Source organism: Winogradskyella sp. UBA3174 (assembly GCF_002364335.1).
In the GTDB taxonomy this organism is placed as follows: Bacteria; Bacteroidota; Bacteroidia; order Flavobacteriales; family Flavobacteriaceae; genus Winogradskyella.
In genome coordinates this window covers 1-21,149 of the sequence record NZ_DEXW01000045.1, presented here as the reverse complement: position 1 = coordinate 21,149, position 21,149 = coordinate 1, and the positions used below count along the sequence as shown (strand labels likewise).

Below are 21,149 nucleotides of genomic sequence, written 5' to 3'. Positions count from 1 at the left end.
AATATAAAGCGCATGATTTTAGAAATGAAAGTGCCTTCACCAGGCGAATCGATTACTGAAGTAGAAATTGCAGAATGGTTAGTGCAAGACGGAGACTATGTAGAAAAAGACCAAGCCATCGCTGAAGTAGACAGTGATAAGGCAACTTTAGAATTACCAGCTGAAGCAAGTGGTATAATTACATTAGCCGATAAAGATGGTAACAGGTATGAAGAAGGAGATGCCGTAGTTGTTGGAGCCGTAGTTTGCTTAATTGATACGAGTGTTGCAAAACCAGAAGTTAGTGAGGTGACAGAAAAAACGGTTAAGATAGAAGAAGCACCTAATAAGGAGGAGCCAAAACCAGTTGTCGCCGAAACAAAAACCTACGCCACTGGTTCTGCTAGTCCTGCTGCTAAGAAAATTTTAGCCGAAAAAGGTATGGAGGCCAATGTTGTTTCTGGAACAGGAAAAGACGGCAGAATCACTAAAGATGATGCTGTAAAAGCATTGCCATCTATGGGAACACCTACAGGTGGAAGCCGAGGAACATCGCATAGCAAAATGTCGATGTTACGTCGCAAAGTTGCTGAACGTTTGGTAGAAGCTAAAAACACGACTGCTATGTTAACCACATTTAATGAGGTTAATATGACACCTATATTTGAATTACGTATAGAACATAAAGAAAACTTTAAGGCTAAGCATGGAGTAAGTCTTGGATTTATGAGTTTCTTTTCACTGGCTGTTGTGAGAGCATTAAAAATGTATCCAGCCGTAAATTCTATGATAGATGGTAAGGAAATGTTGTCTTACGATTTCGTAGATATCAGTATTGCAGTTTCTGGTCCAAAAGGATTAATGGTTCCTGTGATTAGAAATGCTGAAAACTTATCCTTTAGAGGAGTAGAATCTGAAGTAAAGCGATTAGCAATTAGAGCTAGAGATGGAAACATTACTGTTGATGAAATGACAGGAGGTACATTTACTATTACTAATGGAGGTGTATTTGGAAGTATGTTATCGACACCAATTATAAACCCACCTCAAAGTGGAATTTTAGGAATGCATAATATTCTTCAACGTCCTATTGCTGTAGATGGTAAAGTTGAAATTCACCCTATGATGTATGTCGCATTATCTTATGATCATAGAATTATTGATGGTAAAGAATCTGTAGGTTTCTTAGTAGCAATAAAAGAGGCACTAGAGAGTCCTGTAGAATTATTAATGAACAACAACGTTAAAAAAGCTTTAGAGCTATAACTGAAATTTTTATTCTATAATACTAAAAAGCGCTATCATTACGATGGCGCTTTTTCTTCTTAGAATAAAATTTACTAACTAAAATTAACTAAAAAAATTAACTGCAATATTTGCAGATATTACTATTACAGAACTTAGAATAAGAAGCACTATAAATAATTTGTCCTTTTTTCCGGTATTGTCTTTCATTGCTTCCATACGTATTGACTTTTTTAAAAAGATATTTACTTTAAAGTAAATGTAGATTTGTAAGAATTACATTTAAGGCATTGATTATTAACAATGTAAAATTGCGAATAAATTTGATACGATACAATACGTAACTTTACGTATTTTTCATATTTTTTTAAAAAAGATAAGCCCTGGATTTTCATCCAAGGCTTACTAATTCCCCTAAGAACTAATTAATAGCTCGTTATTAACCCTTAATTAATAACAATGTAAAGGTCAGTATAAAAAAGGTACTACATATACGTAACTTTACGTATATTTAATATATTCTCAAACTAAATAAAATTCGAATTTTCTTTTGCCCAAATCAAGAGACTATTTTGTTTGCGTTCTAGCTGAAGTTTTTTAATAATATTACTTTTATGTTTCTCTACGGTTCTTGGAGATATTGATAATAGTTCTGCAATTTCTACACCTGTTTTGTTTTTTGCTATATGCTTAACAATAATCATTTCGTGTTTTGTCAATGCATCCAAATGTTTTGGCAGAACTTTAATTTCTAAAAAATTAAGCAACTCAGGGCTAAAGTATGATTTACCTTTAATTACGGATGATATACAATTTTCTATTTCTTCTAAAGCAAATTCTTTAAGTACATAACCGAAAACACCAAGAGATTTAGCTTTGTTGTATGTTTCTTCATCTTTTTCGAAGGTGATAAGAACAATTTTAGTTGATAATTTGGCTTTTTTACAGTGCTCAGCAATTTGCAAACCAGTTAAAAAAGGCATTTTAATATCTAAAATTGCGATATCTGGATCGTGTGCTTTTATAAGAGCTAAGGCTTCTTTGCCGTTTTTGGCACAGGCTAAAACATTAAAACTTTGTTCTGTGAGATAATCATTTAGACCTTTAAGTACCAAAGGGTGATCATCTGCAATTATTATGGAAGGGCTCATTTTGCTATTAATTGTAATCTAGTTAAATATAGGAAGATTCTTCAGATTTTAGAAATCTTATAACTTTAAGTACAAGTATTTTTTTTCGTAGTCAATTACGGCTTTCCCTTTTTTTAAAACATCAGCACCTATAATACCGTCTACTGGTTCGGCATTATGGTTTACCAGACCTTCATTTACATGCGTTAGATTAAATAAGATAATGACGACACGTGTTTTTTTCCATTTCCCAATTTTTAAGTGGTTTGATTTCGAAATTTTGGTCATCATATTAGATGCACCAGCACCAACAGCTTTTATCTCAGAATCCTTAACTTTTAAATTGAAACGTTCTATAGCTTCAAATCCCACACAACTACTAGAAGCTCCTGTGTCTAAAATAAATTGGCCTTTAATACCATTTATAGAAGCCTTTATTTCAAAATGATTTGTTTTAGTAAACTTCAACTTTATTTTAGAATAGCCTTTATTGAGTAGATAATCTTTAAGTGTATCCATTTTATCAATTTGTGTAAATATAGTAAATGGTGTAACGTACTAAACATTTACTTTTGCAGCATGATTATTACAGATACACACACTCATTTATATAGTGAAGCTTTTGATACCGATAGATTAGAGATGATAAAGCGCGCAATTGATGCCAATGTAAAACGCTTTTTTATTCCTGCAATAGATTCGACATACACAGAATCCATGTTTCAACTAGAAAAGGATTTTCCAGAACATGTTTTTTTAATGATGGGATTGCATCCTACACATGTTAAGGATAATTATAAAGAAGAATTAAAACATGTTGAAGAACAGCTAGCGAAAAGACAATTCTATGCGGTAGGGGAAATAGGAATAGATTTATACTGGGATAAAACCACACTTGCTATTCAAATAGAAGCATTTAGATATCAAATTAATTTGGCAAAAAAGTATCAGCTTCCAATTGTAATTCATTGTAGAGATGCTTTTGATGAAATTTTTGAAGTTTTAGAACAAGAGAAATCAGATGATTTATATGGTATTTTTCACTGTTTTACGGGCACTTTAGAGCAGGCAAAACAAGCTATATCCTATAATATGAAATTAGGTATTGGTGGAGTAGTTACCTTTAAGAATGGAAAAATAGATCAGTTTATAAATCAAATAGATTTAAAACATATAGTCTTAGAAACAGATTCACCTTATTTAGCACCCAAACCTTATCGCGGAAAACGCAATGAAAGTTTATATATTAACAAGGTATTAGAAAAATTATCCGAACTTTACGGTGTCGATGAAATAGAATTAGCTCAAATTACAACAGAAAATTCAAAATCCGTATTCGGAATTTAATTATGCAAAAGCAAAACATCTTATTAATATATACTGGTGGTACTATCGGAATGATAAAAGATGCAGATTCAGGTGTGTTAAGAGCTTTCGATTTTGAAAACATCCTTACTAGGATACCAGAGCTGCGTCTTTTAGACTGTAATATTGAAACTGTTTCATTTCTAGAGCCCATAGATTCATCTAATATGAGCCCAAAATACTGGGCAGATATTGCTAAAATTATTGAAACTAATTATAACGAATTTCATGGTTTTGTAGTTTTGCATGGAAGCGATACTATGAGTTACTCTGCCTCTGCATTAAGTTTTATGTTAGAAAATTTAGATAAACCTGTCGTTTTTACAGGGTCTCAATTACCAATCGGTGATTTACGAACAGATGCTAAAGAGAATTTAATTACGTCTATTCAAATGGCATCTTTACAGAATAATGGAATACCAGTTATTAGAGAAGTAGCTCTTTATTTTGAATATAAATTATACCGAGGCAATAGAACTACTAAAATAAACGCTGAGCATTTTGAAGCGTTCGACTCTCTTAATCATCCGCATTTAGCTGAGTCGGGTGTGCATTTAAAAGTTAATACAGCCGCTTTACTAAAGCCCAACGTAGATAAAAAATTAATTGTTCGAACTGCAATGGATACTAATGTTGGCATACTTAAGCTATTTCCGGGTATTTCAAAACCTATAATAGAAGCTGTACTTAGGAGTCCATTAATAAAAGGTTTGATTATAGAGACCTATGGTTCTGGTAATGCAACAAATGAACAGTGGTTTATAGATTTATTAAAAGCATCTATTAATAATGGGCTCTATATAATTAATATAACACAATGCGCTGGTGGTAGTGTGGCTATGGGTCAATACGAAACAAGCTCACAACTTAAATCCATTGGTGTAATTTCTGGAAGAGATATTACAACAGAGGCTGCAATTACTAAACTAATGTATCTCTTAGGTGAAAAAATAGGGTCAAATAATTTCCAATTAATATTTGAAACACCTTTAAGAGGAGAAATGTCCTAAAATTAACGCACTAAATTTTAATGTTCAAAGTTTTTTTCGTTATTTGGTGGTCTGTAATTTTTAAATAAAATTTAAAGAGAGGTGGCCGAGTGGTCGAAGGCGCACGCCTGGAAAGTGTGTATACTCCAAAAGGGTATCGAGGGTTCGAATCCCTTCCTCTCTGCTTATATTTTACGCTAGAGTTACATTTTTTTTTTATCTTTAACACTTTAACTAATAAAATTAAGATTAAGAACAATGAAAAGATTATTTTCTATCCTCGCCATAACTTGTTTAATGGCTATCGGAACTGTTAACGCAAATGCAACAACATTAGCTGTAACAAGTGCAACAACTGTAACAACTGTAACTCAAGGCGATGCTCCGGCAGAAGAAGACTTGACGTTTCATCAAGAATTAAAAAAGCGTTTTATTGAAGGTGGCCCAGGCTTTATGGGTATTGTATTATTATGTTTAATTCTTGGATTAGCAATTGCTATAGAAAGAATTATTTATTTAAACTTATCTACAACAAACACTAAAAAATTAACTCAAAACGTAGAAGACGCTTTAGCTTCTGGTGGTATTGAAGCTGCTAAGGAAGTTTGTAGAAATACAAAAGGTCCTGTTGCGTCTATTTTCTATCAAGGTCTAGACAGAGCTGATGAAGATATTGATGCTGCTGAAAAAGCTGTTGTAGCTTACGGTGGTGTTCAAATGGGACAATTAGAAAAGAATGTGTCTTGGATTTCTTTATTCATCTCTTTAGCGCCAATGCTTGGTTTTATGGGTACAGTAATCGGTATGATTTCTGCCTTTGATAAGATTGAAGCTGCAGGTGATATGAACCCTTCATTAGTAGCAGGTGGTATTAAAGTAGCACTTTTAACGACAGTATTTGGTCTTATAGTAGCTATTATACTTCAAATTTTTTATAATTATATCATCGCTAAGATTGATAGCATTGTAAATGATATGGAAGATGCATCAATTACTTTGATGGATTTATTAGTAAAACACAAAAAATAAGATTTTAAATTATGAATTTTAAAACTATATCAAAAATACTAGTCGCTGTACTTGGTCTTTTAGGTATCATTTTCTTAGTGCGAATTGTAGCCGCAGGAGATGATGAAATAAAGTCAGCAGCATTAGTTGGAGAGACTAATATCGTAGAGCCAATGGCATGGATTGCTTATATAATGTTAGGTTTAGTATTAGCATTTGTATTGTTTTTTATAATAAAAAACTTATTTACAAATACTGGTGGTCTAAAAAATACGTTAATAGGAGTAGGAGCATTTGCTGTTGTATTAATTATAGCGTATGTCGTTTCTGGTAGTGACGCTATGCCATATGCCTTACAAGAAGGTGGTAATGCAAGTGAAAGCACATCGCAAATGGTAGGAGCAGGATTAGTTGCCTTCTATTTATTGTTAGCTATCGCTGCAGGAGCAATGATTTTATCAGGAGCAAAAAAAATAATTAGTAAATAAAGTATTATGGCAAAAAGATCAGCACCAGAAGTTAATGCAGGATCAATGGCTGACATTGCTTTTTTACTATTAATTTTCTTCTTGGTAACAACGACAATTGAGAAAGACAAGGGTATCTTAAGGAGTTTACCTCCTATAGACGATAGCCAAGTTGACCCACCTATAATTAAACAAAAGAATTTATTTACTGTTCTAATAAACCGTAACAATCAATTGCTTGTTGAAGATGAGCAAATGGATATAAAGGATTTAAGACAAGCTGCAATAGATTTCTTGGATAATGCAGGTAGTACAAATGCTGCAGGAGAGAATTGTGATTATTGTAAAGGTAAGAAAGATGTATCGTCATCAGATCACCCAGACAAGGCAATTATCTCAATGAAGCACAAGAGGGAAACGTCTTACGAAAAGTATATAGAAGTACAGAACGAACTTGTTGCAGCTTATAATGAGCTAAGAGAACGAGAAGCAAAAAGGTTATACAAAAAGTATTACCAAGAAGCAGATAATGTTTTTGCAGCAATGTTAGAGCAGAAAGAGAAAAATCAATTTAATAAGGATGAAGTTCTTAATGATCGAATACAGACCATTAAGAAATTATTTCCAATGAAATTGTCTGAAGCAGAACCAGATAAAAATTAAAAGTAATAGATATGTCTAAATTTAGAAACAAAGAAAAAGGGGAGTTGCCAGCAATTTCAACGGCATCACTACCTGATATTGTATTTATGTTACTTTTCTTTTTTATGGTGGCAACCGTTATGAGAGATAATTCATTAATGATTGAGAATATATTACCTAAGGCAGATCAGATTGAGAAGCTAAAGAAAGATAGGACAATGTTTATTTACGCAGGTAAACCATCTAAAGATTTTAAGAAATTTGGTGATGAATCTCGTATTCAAATTAATGATGCATTTGTAGGTATTGATGCAATACAGACCTCTGTTTACGAAGCTATTAATAAACTAGATGAAGCTTTGCAAAAAAGGTTTGTTGTTGGTTTGAAGATAGATGTGAAAACTAATGCTGGTTTAGTATCAGACATCAAACAAGAACTTCGAGAAGCTAATGCTTTAAAAGTAATGTACATTACAAACACTAAAATTGACTAATTAATTTTAGTCCTTAATTTTATAATTAAAACGCCTTGAGTTATCAAGGCGTTTTTTTATTGTTTACCTACTCAGTTTTTGTAGATTTATACTTATGAATAGAAATGTTTTCTTTTTCCTTTTATTAATAGGTGGTTTTAGTTTTGCACAGAACAGTAAAAAAACGACTAAGTCTCAATTATATGAAGACTATAGGGAAGATCAATTTTATGTATCTATTACTTATAATCTATTAAGTAATAAACCTGAGAATGAGAATGTATCGCAAAGTGGTTTTTCTTCTGGATTTCATTTTGGTTTTATAAGAGATATGCCTATTAACGAAAGAAGAAATAAAGCATTAGGAATCGGTATTGGAATTTCTACAAACTCTTACAACCAAAACATATCTATTCTCGAAATTGATAATGAAATTACTTATGGTATTATTGATGAGAGTGAAATAAATGTTTCAAAGAATAAATTTACAACCTATTTAGTAGAAGTGCCGTTCGAATTTAGATGGAGAACGTCCACTAGAACTGATTATAATTTTTGGAGAATCTACACAGGATTTAAATTAGGGTACTTGGTTTACAACACAACTAAATTTAAGAGTAATGCAGGTGATGTAAACCTCTTAAACTTAGACGATTTTAATAGGTTACAATATGGTTTAACCCTAAGTATTGGTTATAGTACATGGAATTTTCATGCTTACTACGGTCTTAATCCTATTTTTGGTAATAATGCTAGGTTAGGAGACAATGGTTTAGACATTAAGTCTTTTAAAATAGGGCTGATGTTCTATATATTATAACCAATAATTTACAAGTATTAACTGAGGAAATAAGCCTACAATAGTTCCAATAAGTAATTCTTGGTTAGTATGTGCGTTAAGATGAAGCCTAGATGTAGCTATTGCCCCTAATATTATCATCATTAGAGCAATTGTGCCATTGATATTTATTTGATAGTGAATTCCTAATGCAACAGCGAACATAAAAAATCCTGCTGCGGCAATCATATGAATACTAGCTTTTACTTTAAACAAAGCCAATATAAGACATGTTAACGTAGAGCAGAGTATACCCAAAAAGAAATAATAGAGTTCAATAATTTCATTTGGTGTTAATACTCTTAGTAGTATTAATACAACTATAATACAGTTTATTAATAACGGAATAAGCCTTTCTCTCGTACTTTTTAAATATATACTGTCTACTTTGTTAACCGTTTTTAGTAATAAAAACAGGAGCATTGGTAAGACCATAGTTAAAATAATAATTGAGAAGATTTTTGCCTTAATAATAGGCATCGGTATAAATCGTGGTGTTTTAGAAAAATAAAATAAGACACCCAACAAAGGCATAATCAATGGGTGAAAAACAAACGAAATACCTTTTAAAATAAAATCCTTCATTCTATAATAGTCTTAAATCTTCTTTCTCAATCTAGCAACAGGAAGGTCTAATTGTTCTCTGTATTTAGCTACAGTTCTCCTTGCTATTGGATACCCTTTTTCTTTTAAAATTTTAGAAAGTGCTTCGTCAGTTAGCGGTTTCTTTTTATTTTCCTCTTCAATAACTATTTCAAGAATTTTTTTAATTTCTCTAGTTGAAACTTCTTCACCTTGATCATTAGTCATAGATTCAGAAAAGAACACTTTTATAAGTTTAGTTCCATAGGGAGTATCTACATATTTACTGTTTGCGACACGAGAAATTGTAGACACATCCATTTCTATTTCGTCTGCTATATCTTTTAAAATCATTGGACGTAGCTTACGCTCGTCACCACTTAGAAAGAACGCCTTCTGATAATGCATAATAGAACTCATAGTTACAAAGAGTGTCTGTTGGCGTTGTCTAACAGCTTCAATAAACCATTTAGCAGCATCAAGCTTTTGTTTTATAAACATTACGGCATCTTTTTGAGCTTTAGATTTCTCCTTAGTATCCTTATAGCCTTTAAGCATATTATTATACTCTCTAGAAACATGAAGTTCAGGTGCATTTCTGCCGTTAAGTGTTAGCTCTAATTCACCATCAACAATTTTAATAGCAAAATCTGGTACGATATGTTCTACGATTTTATTATTACCTGCGTATGACCCTCCGGGTTTAGGGTTTAAGCGTTCTATTTCTTCAATAGCGTCTTTTAGTTGGTCTTCAGTAATGCTAAATTTTTGTAATAATTTTTTATAGTGCTTTTTTGTGAATTGCTCAAAAGCTTTATCAATAATTGTAGTTGCTAATTCTACATTTGGGCTTTGCTCTTTTCGATGCAATTGAATACTTAAACATTCTTGTAGATTACGTGCTCCAACTCCACCAGGATCGAGTTGATGTACAATTTGAAGTACTTTCTCAATCTCCTCTTCTGTTGTAAAAACGTTTTGAGTGAATGCTAAATCATCTGTAATATCAGAAAGTGAGCGACGAATGTAACCACTCTCGTCAACACTGCCAACTAAGAAATATGCAATTTCTTCTTCTTCCTCAGATAGTCTAAATGTGTTTAATTGATTTGTAAGATGTTGTGTAAACGATGTGCCTGCGGCAAAAGGAATGCTTTTATCTTCATCATCTGCGCTGTAGTTATTGGCTTGTGTACGGTATTCGGGTATTTCGTCATCACTCAAATATTCATCAATATTGATGTCATCCGCATCAATGGTTTCATTATCATCGTAATCGTCTTCAGAATTATCAAAATCATCAATGTTATCCTCGTTTTCCTCTGTTTCTTTTCCGGTATCTAATGCAGGGTTTTCTTCTAGTTCTTGGCTTAAACGTTGTTCAAAAGCTTGTGTAGGCAACTGAATCAACTTCATAAGTTGAATCTGCTGTGGAGATAGCTTCTGTGATAGTTTGAATGATAAAAACTGCTTTAGGGACATAAAATTTCTGTTGATTATAAAAATAAGAAAAAACCTATTAGGTTTTGGAAACCTAACAGGTTTAATATTTTATTTAAAACTCTGCATTTTGAGGTGTTCTTGGGTAAGGAATAACATCTCTAATATTTCCCATTCCGGTTACAAACATGACTAAGCGCTCAAAACCTAATCCAAACCCAGAATGAACTGCTGATCCGTATTTACGTAAATCTAAATACCACCATAATTCTTCTTCAGAAATGTCTAGTGCTTTCATCTTTTCTTTTAAGACATCTAAACGCTCTTCACGCTGAGAACCTCCAGCCATTTCACCAATTCCTGGGAAAAGAACATCCATTGCTCTAACAGTTTCTCGACCTTCATTATCAGGTTCATTTAAACGCATGTAAAATGCTTTAATGTTTGCTGGATAATCAAATAATATTACAGGACATTTAAAGTGCTTTTCTACCAAGAAACGTTCGTGTTCAGATTGTAAATCTGCTCCCCATTCGTTAATGATATATTTGAATTTCTTCTTCTTATTGGGTTTGCAATTTCGCAAAATATCTATTGCCTCTGTATAGCTAACACGCTTAAAGTTGTTATCTACTACGAACTTAATTTTTTCAATTAAGCTCAGCTCGCTACGTTCTAGTTGTGGTTTCGTTTTTTCGTCGTCTAACAAACGTTTTTCTAAAAATTCTAAATCGTCTTGGTTGTTATCAAGTATATAGCTCAAAACAGATTTCATGAAGTCTTCAGCCAAATCCATATTACCAGCTAAATCCATAAAAGCAACTTCTGGCTCAATCATCCAAAATTCAGATAAATGACGAGAAGTGTTAGAGTTTTCAGCTCTAAAAGTTGGTCCAAAAGTATAAACCTTACCTAAAGACATGGCATAAGTTTCAGCTTCTAATTGTCCCGAAACAGTAAGATTGGTGTCTTTTCCAAAGAAATTTTTAGTATGATCTATATTGCCATCTTCTGTTAATGGTGGTTTTTTTTGATCTAATGTGCTTACCCGAAACATTTCACCAGCACCTTCAGCATCACTGCCAGTTATAATTGGTGTATGCATATTATAAAAACCATTTTCATTAAAGTACTTATGTACCGCAAATGATAATGACGAACGCAAACGCATTATAGCACTAAATGTATTTGTTCTAGTACGTAAATGTGCATTCTCTCTTAAGAATTCAAAAGAGTGTTTTTTTGGTTGAATTGGGTATGATTCCGAATCAGAATCCCCTAAAATTTCTAGAGTTTTTACAACAATTTCAAATGATTGTCCTTTACCTTGGCTTTCCACCAATTCTCCAGTAACATGAATCGCAGCTCCTGTTGTAACACGTTTTAAAAGTGCTTCGTCAAAATTTTCAAAATCTACAACACACTGAATATTATTTATGGTAGATCCATCATTAAGTGCAATAAAACGATTTGCTCTAAAGGTTCGTACCCATCCTTTTACAGTAACATCTTGTGTGGTCACATTTTGTGCAAGTAATTCCGCTACGGTTTTTGTTGTCATCTTTTAAATATTTTGAATGCTAATATAAATGTTATTCTTGTTGTTTTATGTCGTCTTCAGAATCATCTTCTGAAGGAATTATATTAATTGTTGGTTCTCTTAAAACTTCCTTATTTGCAATTTTACGCTCTAATGATAATAAAAGCGATGGTAATAAAAGTAAGTTGGATAGCATTGCGAAAAGTAACGTAATAGAAACCAAAGCACCTAAAGCCACAGTACCACCAAAGCTAGAAATTGTAAATACTGAAAAGCCAAAGAACAACACAATAGATGTGTAAAACATACTTACTCCCGTTTCTCTAAGCGCAGCATACACCGATTTTCTAATCTTCCAGTTATTGGCTTGTAATTCTTGTCTGTACTTTGCTAAGAAGTGAATGGTGTCATCTACCGAAATTCCAAAAGCAATACTAAATACTAATATGGTTGATGGTTTAATTGGCACACCAACGTAACCCATTAAACCGGCAGTAACTAAAAGCGGTAGTAAATTAGGAATTAGTGACACAATAATCATTCTGAACGAACGGAATAGATATGCCATAAACAATGAAATAAGAAAAATAGCCAAGGTTAAAGAAATCACAAGATTTTTAACCAAATATTTAGTTCCTTTTTGAAACACTAAAGCTTTACCAGTCATTGTAACTTCGTAACGTTCTTTAGGGAAGACTTTATCAATTTTATTTTGAAGATTTTCTTGAATACGTTCCATTTTATCTGTCCCAATATCCTTCATAAAAGTAGTGATACGTGCATATTGGCCAGTACTGTCTACAAAGTTTTTAAGCATATCATTCTCTGAGGAAGAGTTCTTAGCATAAGCCAAAATGAAACTATTTTCTTGGCTTGTTGGTAATTGGTAATATTTAGGATTGCCATTATAATACGCTTGTTTGCTATATTTTACGAGACTTACAACAGAAATTGGTTTAGAAAGTTCGGGTGTTTCAAGAATAAGTTCTTCTAACTCATTGATGCGTTTTAAGGTGGCCAATTTCATAACTCCTTTTTTCCGCTTGGTATCTACCATAATTTCTAATGGCATTATGCCATTAAACTCTTCTTCAAAAAAGCGTATATCCTTAAAGAATTGTTTGTCTTTTGGCATATCTTCAATAAGACTTCCTGAAATCTTAATCTGGTTCATACCAATCATACTAGCAATAATTAAAATAAGTGCAGTGGCATAAATGGTGATTTTTTTGTGTTTTACCATACGCTCTGTCCAATCTACAAAACCACCAATCCAGCGTTTATTTAAATGCTCTAAATGGCGTTCTTTAGGGTAAGGTAAAAACGTATATATAATTGGTATTACAAGTAAGCAAAGTATAAAAATAGCAAGTATGCTAAGCGATGCAACAATACCAAACTCTTTTAATAGTTTGCTTTCTGTAAGGATAAATGTAGCAAAACCAGAGGCAGTAGTAACGTTAGTCATTAATGTTGCATTACCAACCTTTGTAATAACGCGCTGTAATGATTTTACTTTATTACCATGAGATTTAACCTCGTGCTGATATTTATTAATTAAGAAAATACAGTTGGGTATACCTATAACAATTATCAAAGGCGGAATTAATGCTGTGAGAACTGTAATTTCATAGCCTAGTAACCCTATAATACCAAAGGTCCACATCACACCAAAACAAACAACAATTAGAGAAATAATTGTGGCTCTAAAGGATCTAAAGAATAAGAAGAAAATGAGTGAGGTTACAAATAATGCTGCTCCAATAAAAATTGGTATCTCGTCAACAATATTCTGCGCATTAAGTGTTCTAATGTATGGCATTCCAGACACCCTAACATCTAATCCTGTTTGCGCTTCGAACTCAATTATTTTAGATTCTAAATCATCAATTACAAAATCTTTTCTGGCAGAGGTATTAACGATGTCTTTCTTAATATATATTGCTGTACGAATTGTTTTTGTCTCAGCATTAAATAAGAAGTTGTCGTAAAAAGGATACTGTTTAAATAACTCATCCTGTAGTTTATTAATTTCTGCTAAAGTCGTAATAGAATCTTTTATAAAAGGCTCTAAATCAAATTGTTCTTTTTTAGTGTTCTTTACTAATTTCTGAAGATCTTTTATAGATAATACCGTCTCTACTTCATCGAAAGCTTTAAAAGACTCACCAAGGTTATTCCATGCATTAAGTTGTTTTACAGTAAATAAACTCGAATCTTTTACACCAAGTACAATAAGATTACCTTCTTCACCAAAGACTTTTAAAAAGTCGTTATACGTAATATTTACCTCGTGGTCATCTGGTAACATATTAGCTTCGGTGTAGGTGAAACGCATGTGTTTCCATTGCAGACTAAAAAACACAGTTGCCAGTATTATGGCGATTAAAATGAAGATTTTGTTGCGAAGAATAATTCTTGCAACAGCTTCCCAAAATCCTGTGGTAAATAGTTTAAACATTTGTACTTAAAATGAGCAACAAAGGTAGAAAAAACCCAAGGATTAGTTAGTTATTTAACATGAATAAAATTTGGTTAAAAGCAAACTGCGTTATCATTTATTTTAAGAAATATAATTACTATAATTGAACGACTTTATGTAAAAAAGCCTAAAATAAAATTAGTATTTTGGGCATTTTATTTTGTATTGTTTAATTACTGTTTCTCCATTATATAAGTACCATAAGGTACTCTAGGTTGGTTTGGTGAGTTTACCTCTGGTAATATACCTCCAGCATAATGATTGTTTAATTGTACGTGTAGCCTTTTTTGAAAAGAAATAATTAGTGTTTTATTGTTATCAGTGAATTCTCAAGTTCCAACAAATTTATTTAGTTCATTATTTAGGTCTTTATAGTATGTACCCTCAGGTTCGTTGAGATTTGAATCCAAATCTACAATTTGTGCTTTACATGATAGTGTTGAAACTATCAACAGAGTAAATAGTATTATTTTTTTCACAATCATTTAATTTTATAAGTTACATGGATTCGGTATTACGTCATCTACATCATTTAATACTAGTTCTGTCGAATTTTCATTAACTCCTGATGTAGCGGTGTTTTCTTGACCCATCTCAAATAAAGAAACTCCTAGGTTATTTGCGTTAACAAATTCTAAAAAGGTCTTTTGGTATTGTTCTGCGGAACCATCAGCATCAGCATTGTACTTCTCAATTAGTCTTTGACTGTTTCTTCTCCACCTACTTCTGTTAGAATTTAAATTTTGGAGTGATTGCAATTGATTTATATTCTTAATTTTTATAGCATAGGTTTTAGTTTCACTACCAAAATACAAACAAATAAATCATTACCAGCAGAATTTTCGTTCTGTAGAGATTCTGAACCTGTTCCATAAGAATCAGCTAAAGTCCACAGGGTATAAATATCTTCTAGAGAGAACATAGGTACGGTTTGTTCACCATCTGTAAGACTGCCATTAGGATGTGTGTGAATTGTACCAAATTGATAATTTCTAGGTGGAAATCTTACCATTCTATTGGCACTTGTAGGTACATTTTGTGCTGTTGGTCCCCATGTTTCATATTCACCTAAATTAAATAAACCAAACCCAGATTCACTAGTATTATCTAAGTCATCATCGATATTTGTAAGTGCAATTCTTACACTTTTAGTGTCAGCATCTAAATAAGGGTTGGTTGTACCAAGATAAGATTGCAATAATTTGCTTAACTCAGCACATTTCCAGGCTTTTATGCAGTTTTTCCGCCAATCTTCCGTGTAGCCATTAGGGCAATTACAGTTACCCTCTGCTTCCTCAATTTTACCTTGTGGGCAAACACAAACATTGTCTATTTTTATTTTTCCGTTTAAGCATCTCTCATCAATCAATGTTGTTGCAGAGAAGTCATTATCACTAGTATCATTAGGTAAATTACTATTTCCACCAGAACCAGTAGCTGTATCGTCTGGGTTTGTAGTGTCGTTGGGGTCATTGCTTCCACCGTTAAAAGCAAAACATTCATATGTGGTATACTGTCTCCAATAACCTGTTGTATGACAAGTTGTTAGGTCACAACCATCTGGCGGGTGATGTAGATCACACTCGCATGGTACTAGTACATAATTAACGGTGATATTTAACCAACCATCACAATCAGTCAGATATGTATTATTGTCGTTATTATTAAAACTATAATTCTATATGAACGAGTTAAAAAATCACAATTATATATCGATTTTAAACCACTACAACGAAATATTAAAGGTAAATTTAAAAGCAATGTTGTCTTCTAAATTAGGTAAGTGGTAGCCGCCATATCTGTAAGCAAAGCTCAGACCAAAGCCAAAGATGAGTTTATTAATTTCAAAACCAGATTCTGAGTAGATGTTTTCTAAAGTATTAAATTCTACCCCTTGGTGTCTATCTATACTTCGCATTGTCCCAACAGCATATCTAGATATTAAAACTAATTGAGGTTTAAACCGTTCTGAAATATTAAAGGGTCTAAAAGCATGTTTTATTTGTAACGTCGAAAACTTATCACTAAAAAATTCATTAAAATACATGGTTTCAAAACTATTTAAACCAGCTACAGAAAAACGTTGCAAAATGGTTTCCTTTCTAATATTGTTAGGATAGGCATGATACAAGTGGGTAAGGGGTGTTTCTCCACCGGCTATACCAGCAACTAAAACAATTTTAGTTACAGATTCGTTTTTATGATTAAATTGTTGAACAGTTCTAAAGTCTAATTTCGAAAAGTTGAAATCACTACCTAAAACAGATTTAAAACCTTGTGTAAATTGAATTGTAAATTTTGGAAAACCCTCTTTTAGTGTTGATACCTTTTCATCTACACTATCAAAAGAACTGAATGGACTCCATTGCAAACTTAATTTTAATGTACTTAAATCGAATGTGTTATAAACCCTGTCATCTAATACGAAATTATAGAAATATGTAGGATTTATTTTGCTAGTTGCTATTTCAGTTTCAGAAAGTAAGTGATTTGATACTTTATGTTCTAAAGCGATTGATTTCGTAATATGTCTGTGAAATAAATCTATATTTAATAAACGTGGTTCAAAAAAAGTAAAGAAGCGTTTATCTGTTAAAAAAGACGAACTCCCTGTTTCTTGTAAATCATCTGTGTAAGAAAGATTAACCCAAGTGTTTTGTGTTTCATTAACTCTAAAACCACCACCAACTCTATATTTATAGCGCTTATCTTTAAAACCGTATACTAAATAACCGTTTATACGATAACGTTCAGAAAAGCGATTATTTGTTACACCTCCCAAACCCGTTCTAAAACCTTCATACTGATTGAACTTTACAAGATAGCGTAAGTCCATATTGAAATAATTAAATGGTAAAAACCCATTTCCTATATTCTTAAGAAATTCTGTTTTTTTTATTGAGTCTTGCTTTGTTTCAGTAGAATCTTTCTCTTTTGAATCAGGTTGTTGTGCAAAGCTATTTGTTGCAAAGCAAATAAGAAGAACAACAAAAAGACGCTGTAGCATTTATAGTATAAATTGGGATTAAAAAAACATCCCAAAAAAATTAGGATGTAATAGTCTTCAGTGCTAAGATTAGATAGTCATTATTTCCTTTTCTTTCGCGTCTAGAATACTTTCTATTTTCTTAACGTAAAAATCGGTCAGTGATTGTACATCTATCTCTGCATTTTTCTGTAAATCTTCAGAGGCCTCAGATTTTTTAATGTCGTTATTGGCTTCTTTTCGGGCACTTCTAATACCAACTTTTGCATGCTCAGTTTCAGCTTTAGCTTGTTTTGCTAAATCTTTACGTCGTTCTTCTGTTAAAGGTGGTACATTAATAATAATAAGGTCGCCATTATTCATAGGATTAAAACCTAAATTAGCATACATAATACCGCGCTCTATTTCTTGTAACATACTTTTTTCCCATGGTTGTACTGAAATAGTTCTACCATCTGGTGTATTTACATTAGCAACTTGACTAAGTGGTGTTTGAGAACCGTAATAGTCTACCATAACACTACCTAGCATTGAAGGACTAGCCTTCCCAGCTCTAATGTTAACTAATTGTTTCTCGAGATGCTTTAAGGCGGCATCCATAGCTTCCTTTGTTGTGTCTATTATAAATTTAATGTCTTCGTTCATAGTTTTGAATTTTAACTAATAATAGTTATCAAAATTTAAGCCAATAATTTAAACATTTACTTCTGTTCCTATATTTTCACCAGAAATTACTTTAAGTAGGTTTCCTCTTTTATTCATGTCAAAAACAATAATTGGCAATTCATTTTCTTGACTTAATGTAAAAGCTGTTGTATCCATAACTTTAAGACCTTTAAGTAAAACGTCTTTAAAAGATATATGATCAAACTTAACAGCTGAGCTATCCTTTTCTGGGTCGGCAGTATAAATACCATCAACACGAGTTCCTTTTAGAATAACATCAGCTTCAATTTCTATGGCACGCAACACTGCGGCAGAATCTGTAGTGAAGTACGGGTTTCCGGTTCCACCACCAAAAATAACAACACGTCCTTTTCTCAAATGGCTCATTGCTTTTCTTCTAATGAAAGGTTCTGCGACTTCGTTAATTTTAATTGCGGTTTGTAAACGTGTTTTTACATCAGCATCTTCAAGTGCATTTTGTAATGCTAAGCCATTAATAACTGTGGCTAACATGCCCATGTGATCACCTTGGACACGATCCATACCATTCATGGCACCAGCGACACCTCTAAAAATATTTCCACCACCAATTACGATAGCAACTTCAACACCTAATTTGGTGATTTCTTTGATGTCTTCAGCATATTCTGATAAACGCTCTGGATCGATACCATATTGACGGTTTCCCATTAAGGCTTCGCCTGATAATTTTAATAGTACTCTTTTGTATTTCATTATATAGTTTCTATTACTATTTTAGGTGTAATGAAGTTTACCAAGTGTCATATTAATTGAAAATAATATATGATTATGGCTCATTTCATGTATGTTTTGAAAGTTTAACAAAACTACATAATTATTAGCATCTGTAAAAGTGAAATAAACTCCAAAAAAAAAGCTTCCATAATTAGGAAGCTTTTTTAGTATGTAATGTTGAGAACTATTAATTATCCAACTGTAGCACGTTTAAAGCCAGTTACAGAAACATCACCATAAGAGGCAACATACTTAGCAACTGTTTGCTTTTCGTCTTTAATAAACTTTTGATCCAACAAACATTTCTCTTGGTCTAAAGTTGTGTTATCAGAAATAAAACGTTCCATTTTACCTGGTAAAATTCTATCCCAAATTTGTTCTGGCTTACCTTCAGCTTTTAATTCTGCTTTTGCAGTGTTTTCAGCTTCAGCAATAACATCTGGAGTTAATTGTGCCATAGAGATGTAGCTTGGTACATTCTTTAAGGTCTTACCTAAACGTCCAAATTCGATATTATCCTTTTCGATAACGGCAATACGTGCTTCAGTTTCTGAGGCAATAAAAGCAGGATCGAAATCTTTGTAAGACAATGTTGTTGCTCCCATAGAAGCGACTTGCATTGATGCATCTTTAACTAAAGTTTCAACGTTTTCTACTTTTGCAGACAAACCTACTAACGCAGCAATTTTGTTAATATGAACATAATGACCAACGTATGGTGCATCTAACTTTTCGAAAGCAGTGATATCTAATTTTTCACCAATAACTCCAGTTTGCTCAACTAGCTTTTCAGCAACAGTCATTCCTCCGAAATCCGCAGCTAAAAATTCTTCTTTATTATTATGGTTAAGAGCAATGTCAGCTAAATCATTAGCCAATGCTATAAATGTTTCATTTTTACCAACAAAATCAGTCTCACATCCTAATACTATTGCAACACCAGAAGTATTATCAGCATTAATTTTAGCAACAGCAGCACCTTCAGAAGAATCTCTGTCAGCTCTTTTTTCTGCAACTTTTTGTCCTTTTTTACGTAAAACTTCAATGGCTTTATCAAAATCACCACTAGCCTCAACTAAAGCTTTTTTACAATCCATCATACCAGCACCAGTTGCTTGTCTTAGCTTGTTTACTTCTGCCGCTGTAATTTTTACAGTATTTTCCATAGTTTTTAAAATTTAAAAAGTCATTTAATTAATTTTCGAAGTGAAAAGAACCAAATGACTTTTAATAGTATATAAATGTTATTTATTCTTCTTCTTGTGAAGCAACCGGAGCTTTTTCAGCTTTCTTAGCTGCTGGTTTTGCTTCTTTTTTAGCGTCAGCCTTTACTTCTGACTTAGCTTCAGCCTTAACCTCAGCCTTAACCTCAGCCTTTACTTCTGGCTTAACTTCAGCTTTAACCTCAGCCTTAACTTCAGCTTTCACTTCAGCTTTAACTTCAGTTTTTGCTTCAGCTTTAACTTCAGCTTTAACTTCAGTTTTTGCTTCAGCTTTTTGAGCTTTAGCATCTTTATCATCACGTTCAGCTTTTCTTTCGTTTAAGCCATCTGCGATTGCAGAAGTAACAATAGATAAGATCTTATCAACTGATTTTGAAGCATCATCATTTGCAGGAATTAAATAATCTACTTCACGAGGGTCAGAATTTGTATCTACCATTGCAAAGATTGGAATGTTTAATTTCTGTGCTTCTTTAATTGCAATATGCTCACGCATAATATCAACTACGAATATAGCACCTGGTAAACGTGTCATATCAGAGATAGAACCTAAATTCTTTTCTAATTTAGCACGTTGACGATCTACTTGTAAACGCTCTTTTTTAGATAGAGAATTAAATGTACCATCTTTCTTCATTCTATCAATCATAGCCATTTTCTTAACAGCTTTTCTAATAGTAACAAAGTTAGTTAACATTCCACCTGGCCAACGTTCAGTAATGTAAGGCTGGTCTACAGCACCTGCTTTTTCTGCAACGATGTCTTTAGCTTGTTTTTTAGTAGCTACGAATAAGATTTTTTTTCCTGATGCTGCTATTTTAGCTAATGCTTCAGAAGTCTCTTTAATTTTTGCTGCTGTTTTGTAAAGGTTAATAATATGGATACCGTTACGTTCCATATATATGTAAGGAGCCATGTTTGGGTTCCATTTACGTGTAAGGTGACCGAAGTGTACACCTGCGTCAAGTAATTCTTTTACTTCTATTTTGTCCATTTTGTAATAGTTTACGTTCTGTTAAATTAGCAATGATAAAGTGGTCGCTTTGGCTCGCCTTAATCATTTAGATGCTAAACTTTAAAATCTGAAAGTATTTCAGAATCTTTTCAATAAAATAAAATAATTCAGAATCCGTAATAACAGATTCTGAATTAAATGTTGTTTGGATATTAACGTTTCGAGAATTGGAATTTCTTACGGGCTTTCTTTTGTCCGAATTTCTTTCTTTCCACCATACGTGGATCTCTAGTTAATAGACCTTCTGGCTTTAATACTATTCTGTTTTCAGGATCTAACTCGCACATAACGCGAGAAAGGCCTAAACGTATTGCTTCTGCCTG

At 32.7% G+C, this 21,149-nt stretch carries 22 protein-coding genes and 1 tRNA gene; 9 read left to right on the top strand and 14 right to left on the bottom strand.

What is annotated here, in order from left to right:
* The first annotated feature begins 12 nt into the window (after positions 1-12).
* Complete coding sequence (gene odhB / locus B2U95_RS07860; RefSeq protein ID WP_296314590.1) at positions 13-1,245, top strand: 2-oxoglutarate dehydrogenase complex dihydrolipoyllysine-residue succinyltransferase; 1,233 nt, start codon at positions 13-15, stop codon at positions 1,243-1,245.
* A 506-nt stretch (positions 1,246-1,751) separates the two neighbouring features.
* Here odhB and B2U95_RS07855 read toward each other — a convergent pair.
* Together B2U95_RS07855 and B2U95_RS07850 are read right to left on the bottom strand one after the other, a co-directional pair.
* Positions 1,752-2,375, bottom strand: a complete 624-nt coding sequence (locus B2U95_RS07855) for a response regulator (RefSeq protein WP_296314589.1) — start codon at positions 2,373-2,375, stop codon at positions 1,752-1,754.
* Positions 2,376-2,432: 57 nt separating this feature from the next.
* Complete coding sequence (locus tag B2U95_RS07850) at positions 2,433-2,873, bottom strand: retropepsin-like aspartic protease family protein (RefSeq protein WP_296314587.1); 441 nt, start codon at positions 2,871-2,873, stop codon at positions 2,433-2,435.
* A gap of 60 nt (positions 2,874-2,933) precedes the next feature.
* On the opposite strand from B2U95_RS07850, the gene B2U95_RS07845 reads away from it, so the two are divergent.
* From B2U95_RS07845 to B2U95_RS07810, 8 genes are all read left to right on the top strand, one after another.
* The gene (locus B2U95_RS07845) at positions 2,934-3,701 is read left to right on the top strand and encodes a TatD family hydrolase (protein WP_296314585.1); all 768 of its coding nucleotides are present in this window, start codon (positions 2,934-2,936) and stop codon (positions 3,699-3,701) included.
* 2 nt (positions 3,702-3,703) lie between these two features.
* Positions 3,704-4,729, top strand: coding sequence for an asparaginase (locus B2U95_RS07840; RefSeq protein ID WP_296314583.1), 1,026 nt, complete (start codon positions 3,704-3,706; stop codon positions 4,727-4,729).
* Between the two features lie 75 nt (positions 4,730-4,804).
* Positions 4,805-4,892: transfer RNA gene (locus B2U95_RS07835), tRNA-Ser, on the top strand.
* A gap of 74 nt (positions 4,893-4,966) precedes the next feature.
* On the top strand, positions 4,967-5,737 hold the full coding sequence (locus B2U95_RS07830; RefSeq protein WP_296314580.1) for a MotA/TolQ/ExbB proton channel family protein: 771 nt from the start codon (positions 4,967-4,969) through the stop codon (positions 5,735-5,737).
* Between the two features lie 11 nt (positions 5,738-5,748).
* Positions 5,749-6,204, top strand: a complete 456-nt coding sequence (locus B2U95_RS07825) for a hypothetical protein (RefSeq protein WP_296314577.1) — start codon at positions 5,749-5,751, stop codon at positions 6,202-6,204.
* A 6-nt stretch (positions 6,205-6,210) separates the two neighbouring features.
* The gene (locus B2U95_RS07820) at positions 6,211-6,846 is read left to right on the top strand and encodes an ExbD/TolR family protein (RefSeq protein WP_296314574.1); all 636 of its coding nucleotides are present in this window, start codon (positions 6,211-6,213) and stop codon (positions 6,844-6,846) included.
* 11 nt (positions 6,847-6,857) lie between these two features.
* A complete protein-coding gene (locus B2U95_RS07815; RefSeq protein WP_296314570.1) occupies positions 6,858-7,319 on the top strand; it encodes an ExbD/TolR family protein in 462 nt (153 codons plus the stop codon).
* Between the two features lie 94 nt (positions 7,320-7,413).
* Positions 7,414-8,118 (top strand): porin family protein, encoded by a 705-nt coding sequence (locus tag B2U95_RS07810; RefSeq protein ID WP_296314567.1) that lies wholly within the window; start codon positions 7,414-7,416, stop codon positions 8,116-8,118.
* Here B2U95_RS07810 and B2U95_RS07805 read toward each other — a convergent pair.
* From B2U95_RS07805 to rpsI, 12 genes are all read right to left on the bottom strand, one after another.
* Positions 8,113-8,721, bottom strand: coding sequence for a hypothetical protein (locus tag B2U95_RS07805; protein WP_296314564.1), 609 nt, complete (start codon positions 8,719-8,721; stop codon positions 8,113-8,115). The two genes, B2U95_RS07810 and B2U95_RS07805, sit on opposite strands and share 6 nt — an antisense overlap.
* Positions 8,722-8,733: 12 nt before the next feature.
* The gene (gene rpoN / locus B2U95_RS07800; RefSeq protein ID WP_296314562.1) at positions 8,734-10,200 is read right to left on the bottom strand and encodes an RNA polymerase factor sigma-54; all 1,467 of its coding nucleotides are present in this window, start codon (positions 10,198-10,200) and stop codon (positions 8,734-8,736) included.
* A 73-nt stretch (positions 10,201-10,273) separates the two neighbouring features.
* Positions 10,274-11,719, bottom strand: coding sequence for an asparagine--tRNA ligase (asnS, locus tag B2U95_RS07795; RefSeq protein ID WP_296314559.1), 1,446 nt, complete (start codon positions 11,717-11,719; stop codon positions 10,274-10,276).
* A 31-nt stretch (positions 11,720-11,750) separates the two neighbouring features.
* The gene (locus B2U95_RS07790; protein WP_296314556.1) at positions 11,751-14,159 is read right to left on the bottom strand and encodes an efflux RND transporter permease subunit; all 2,409 of its coding nucleotides are present in this window, start codon (positions 14,157-14,159) and stop codon (positions 11,751-11,753) included.
* A 512-nt stretch (positions 14,160-14,671) separates the two neighbouring features.
* Positions 14,672-14,938 carry a hypothetical protein gene (locus B2U95_RS07785; RefSeq protein WP_296314554.1) on the bottom strand — a complete coding sequence of 89 codons (267 nt, stop codon included), beginning with the start codon at positions 14,936-14,938 and terminating at the stop codon, positions 14,672-14,674.
* 20 nt (positions 14,939-14,958) lie between these two features.
* Positions 14,959-15,549, bottom strand: coding sequence for a hypothetical protein (locus B2U95_RS07780; RefSeq protein WP_296314550.1), 591 nt, complete (start codon positions 15,547-15,549; stop codon positions 14,959-14,961).
* Between the two features lie 357 nt (positions 15,550-15,906).
* Positions 15,907-17,187, bottom strand: coding sequence for a DUF5686 family protein (locus B2U95_RS07775; protein ID WP_296314547.1), 1,281 nt, complete (start codon positions 17,185-17,187; stop codon positions 15,907-15,909).
* A 69-nt stretch (positions 17,188-17,256) separates the two neighbouring features.
* A complete protein-coding gene (gene frr, locus B2U95_RS07770) occupies positions 17,257-17,811 on the bottom strand; it encodes a ribosome recycling factor (protein WP_296314544.1) in 555 nt (184 codons plus the stop codon).
* Positions 17,812-17,859: 48 nt separating this feature from the next.
* Positions 17,860-18,567 carry a UMP kinase gene (gene pyrH / locus B2U95_RS07765; protein ID WP_296314541.1) on the bottom strand — a complete coding sequence of 236 codons (708 nt, stop codon included), beginning with the start codon at positions 18,565-18,567 and terminating at the stop codon, positions 17,860-17,862.
* Between the two features lie 212 nt (positions 18,568-18,779).
* The gene (gene tsf, locus B2U95_RS07760; protein ID WP_296314538.1) at positions 18,780-19,754 is read right to left on the bottom strand and encodes a translation elongation factor Ts; all 975 of its coding nucleotides are present in this window, start codon (positions 19,752-19,754) and stop codon (positions 18,780-18,782) included.
* A gap of 82 nt (positions 19,755-19,836) precedes the next feature.
* Positions 19,837-20,805: a 30S ribosomal protein S2 gene (gene rpsB, locus B2U95_RS07755; RefSeq protein ID WP_296314534.1), complete on the bottom strand. Its 969-nt coding sequence runs from the start codon at positions 20,803-20,805 to the stop codon at positions 19,837-19,839.
* Between the two features lie 173 nt (positions 20,806-20,978).
* The coding region (rpsI, locus tag B2U95_RS07750) for a 30S ribosomal protein S9 (protein WP_296314752.1) at positions 20,979-21,149 on the bottom strand (171 nt) is incomplete at its 5' end.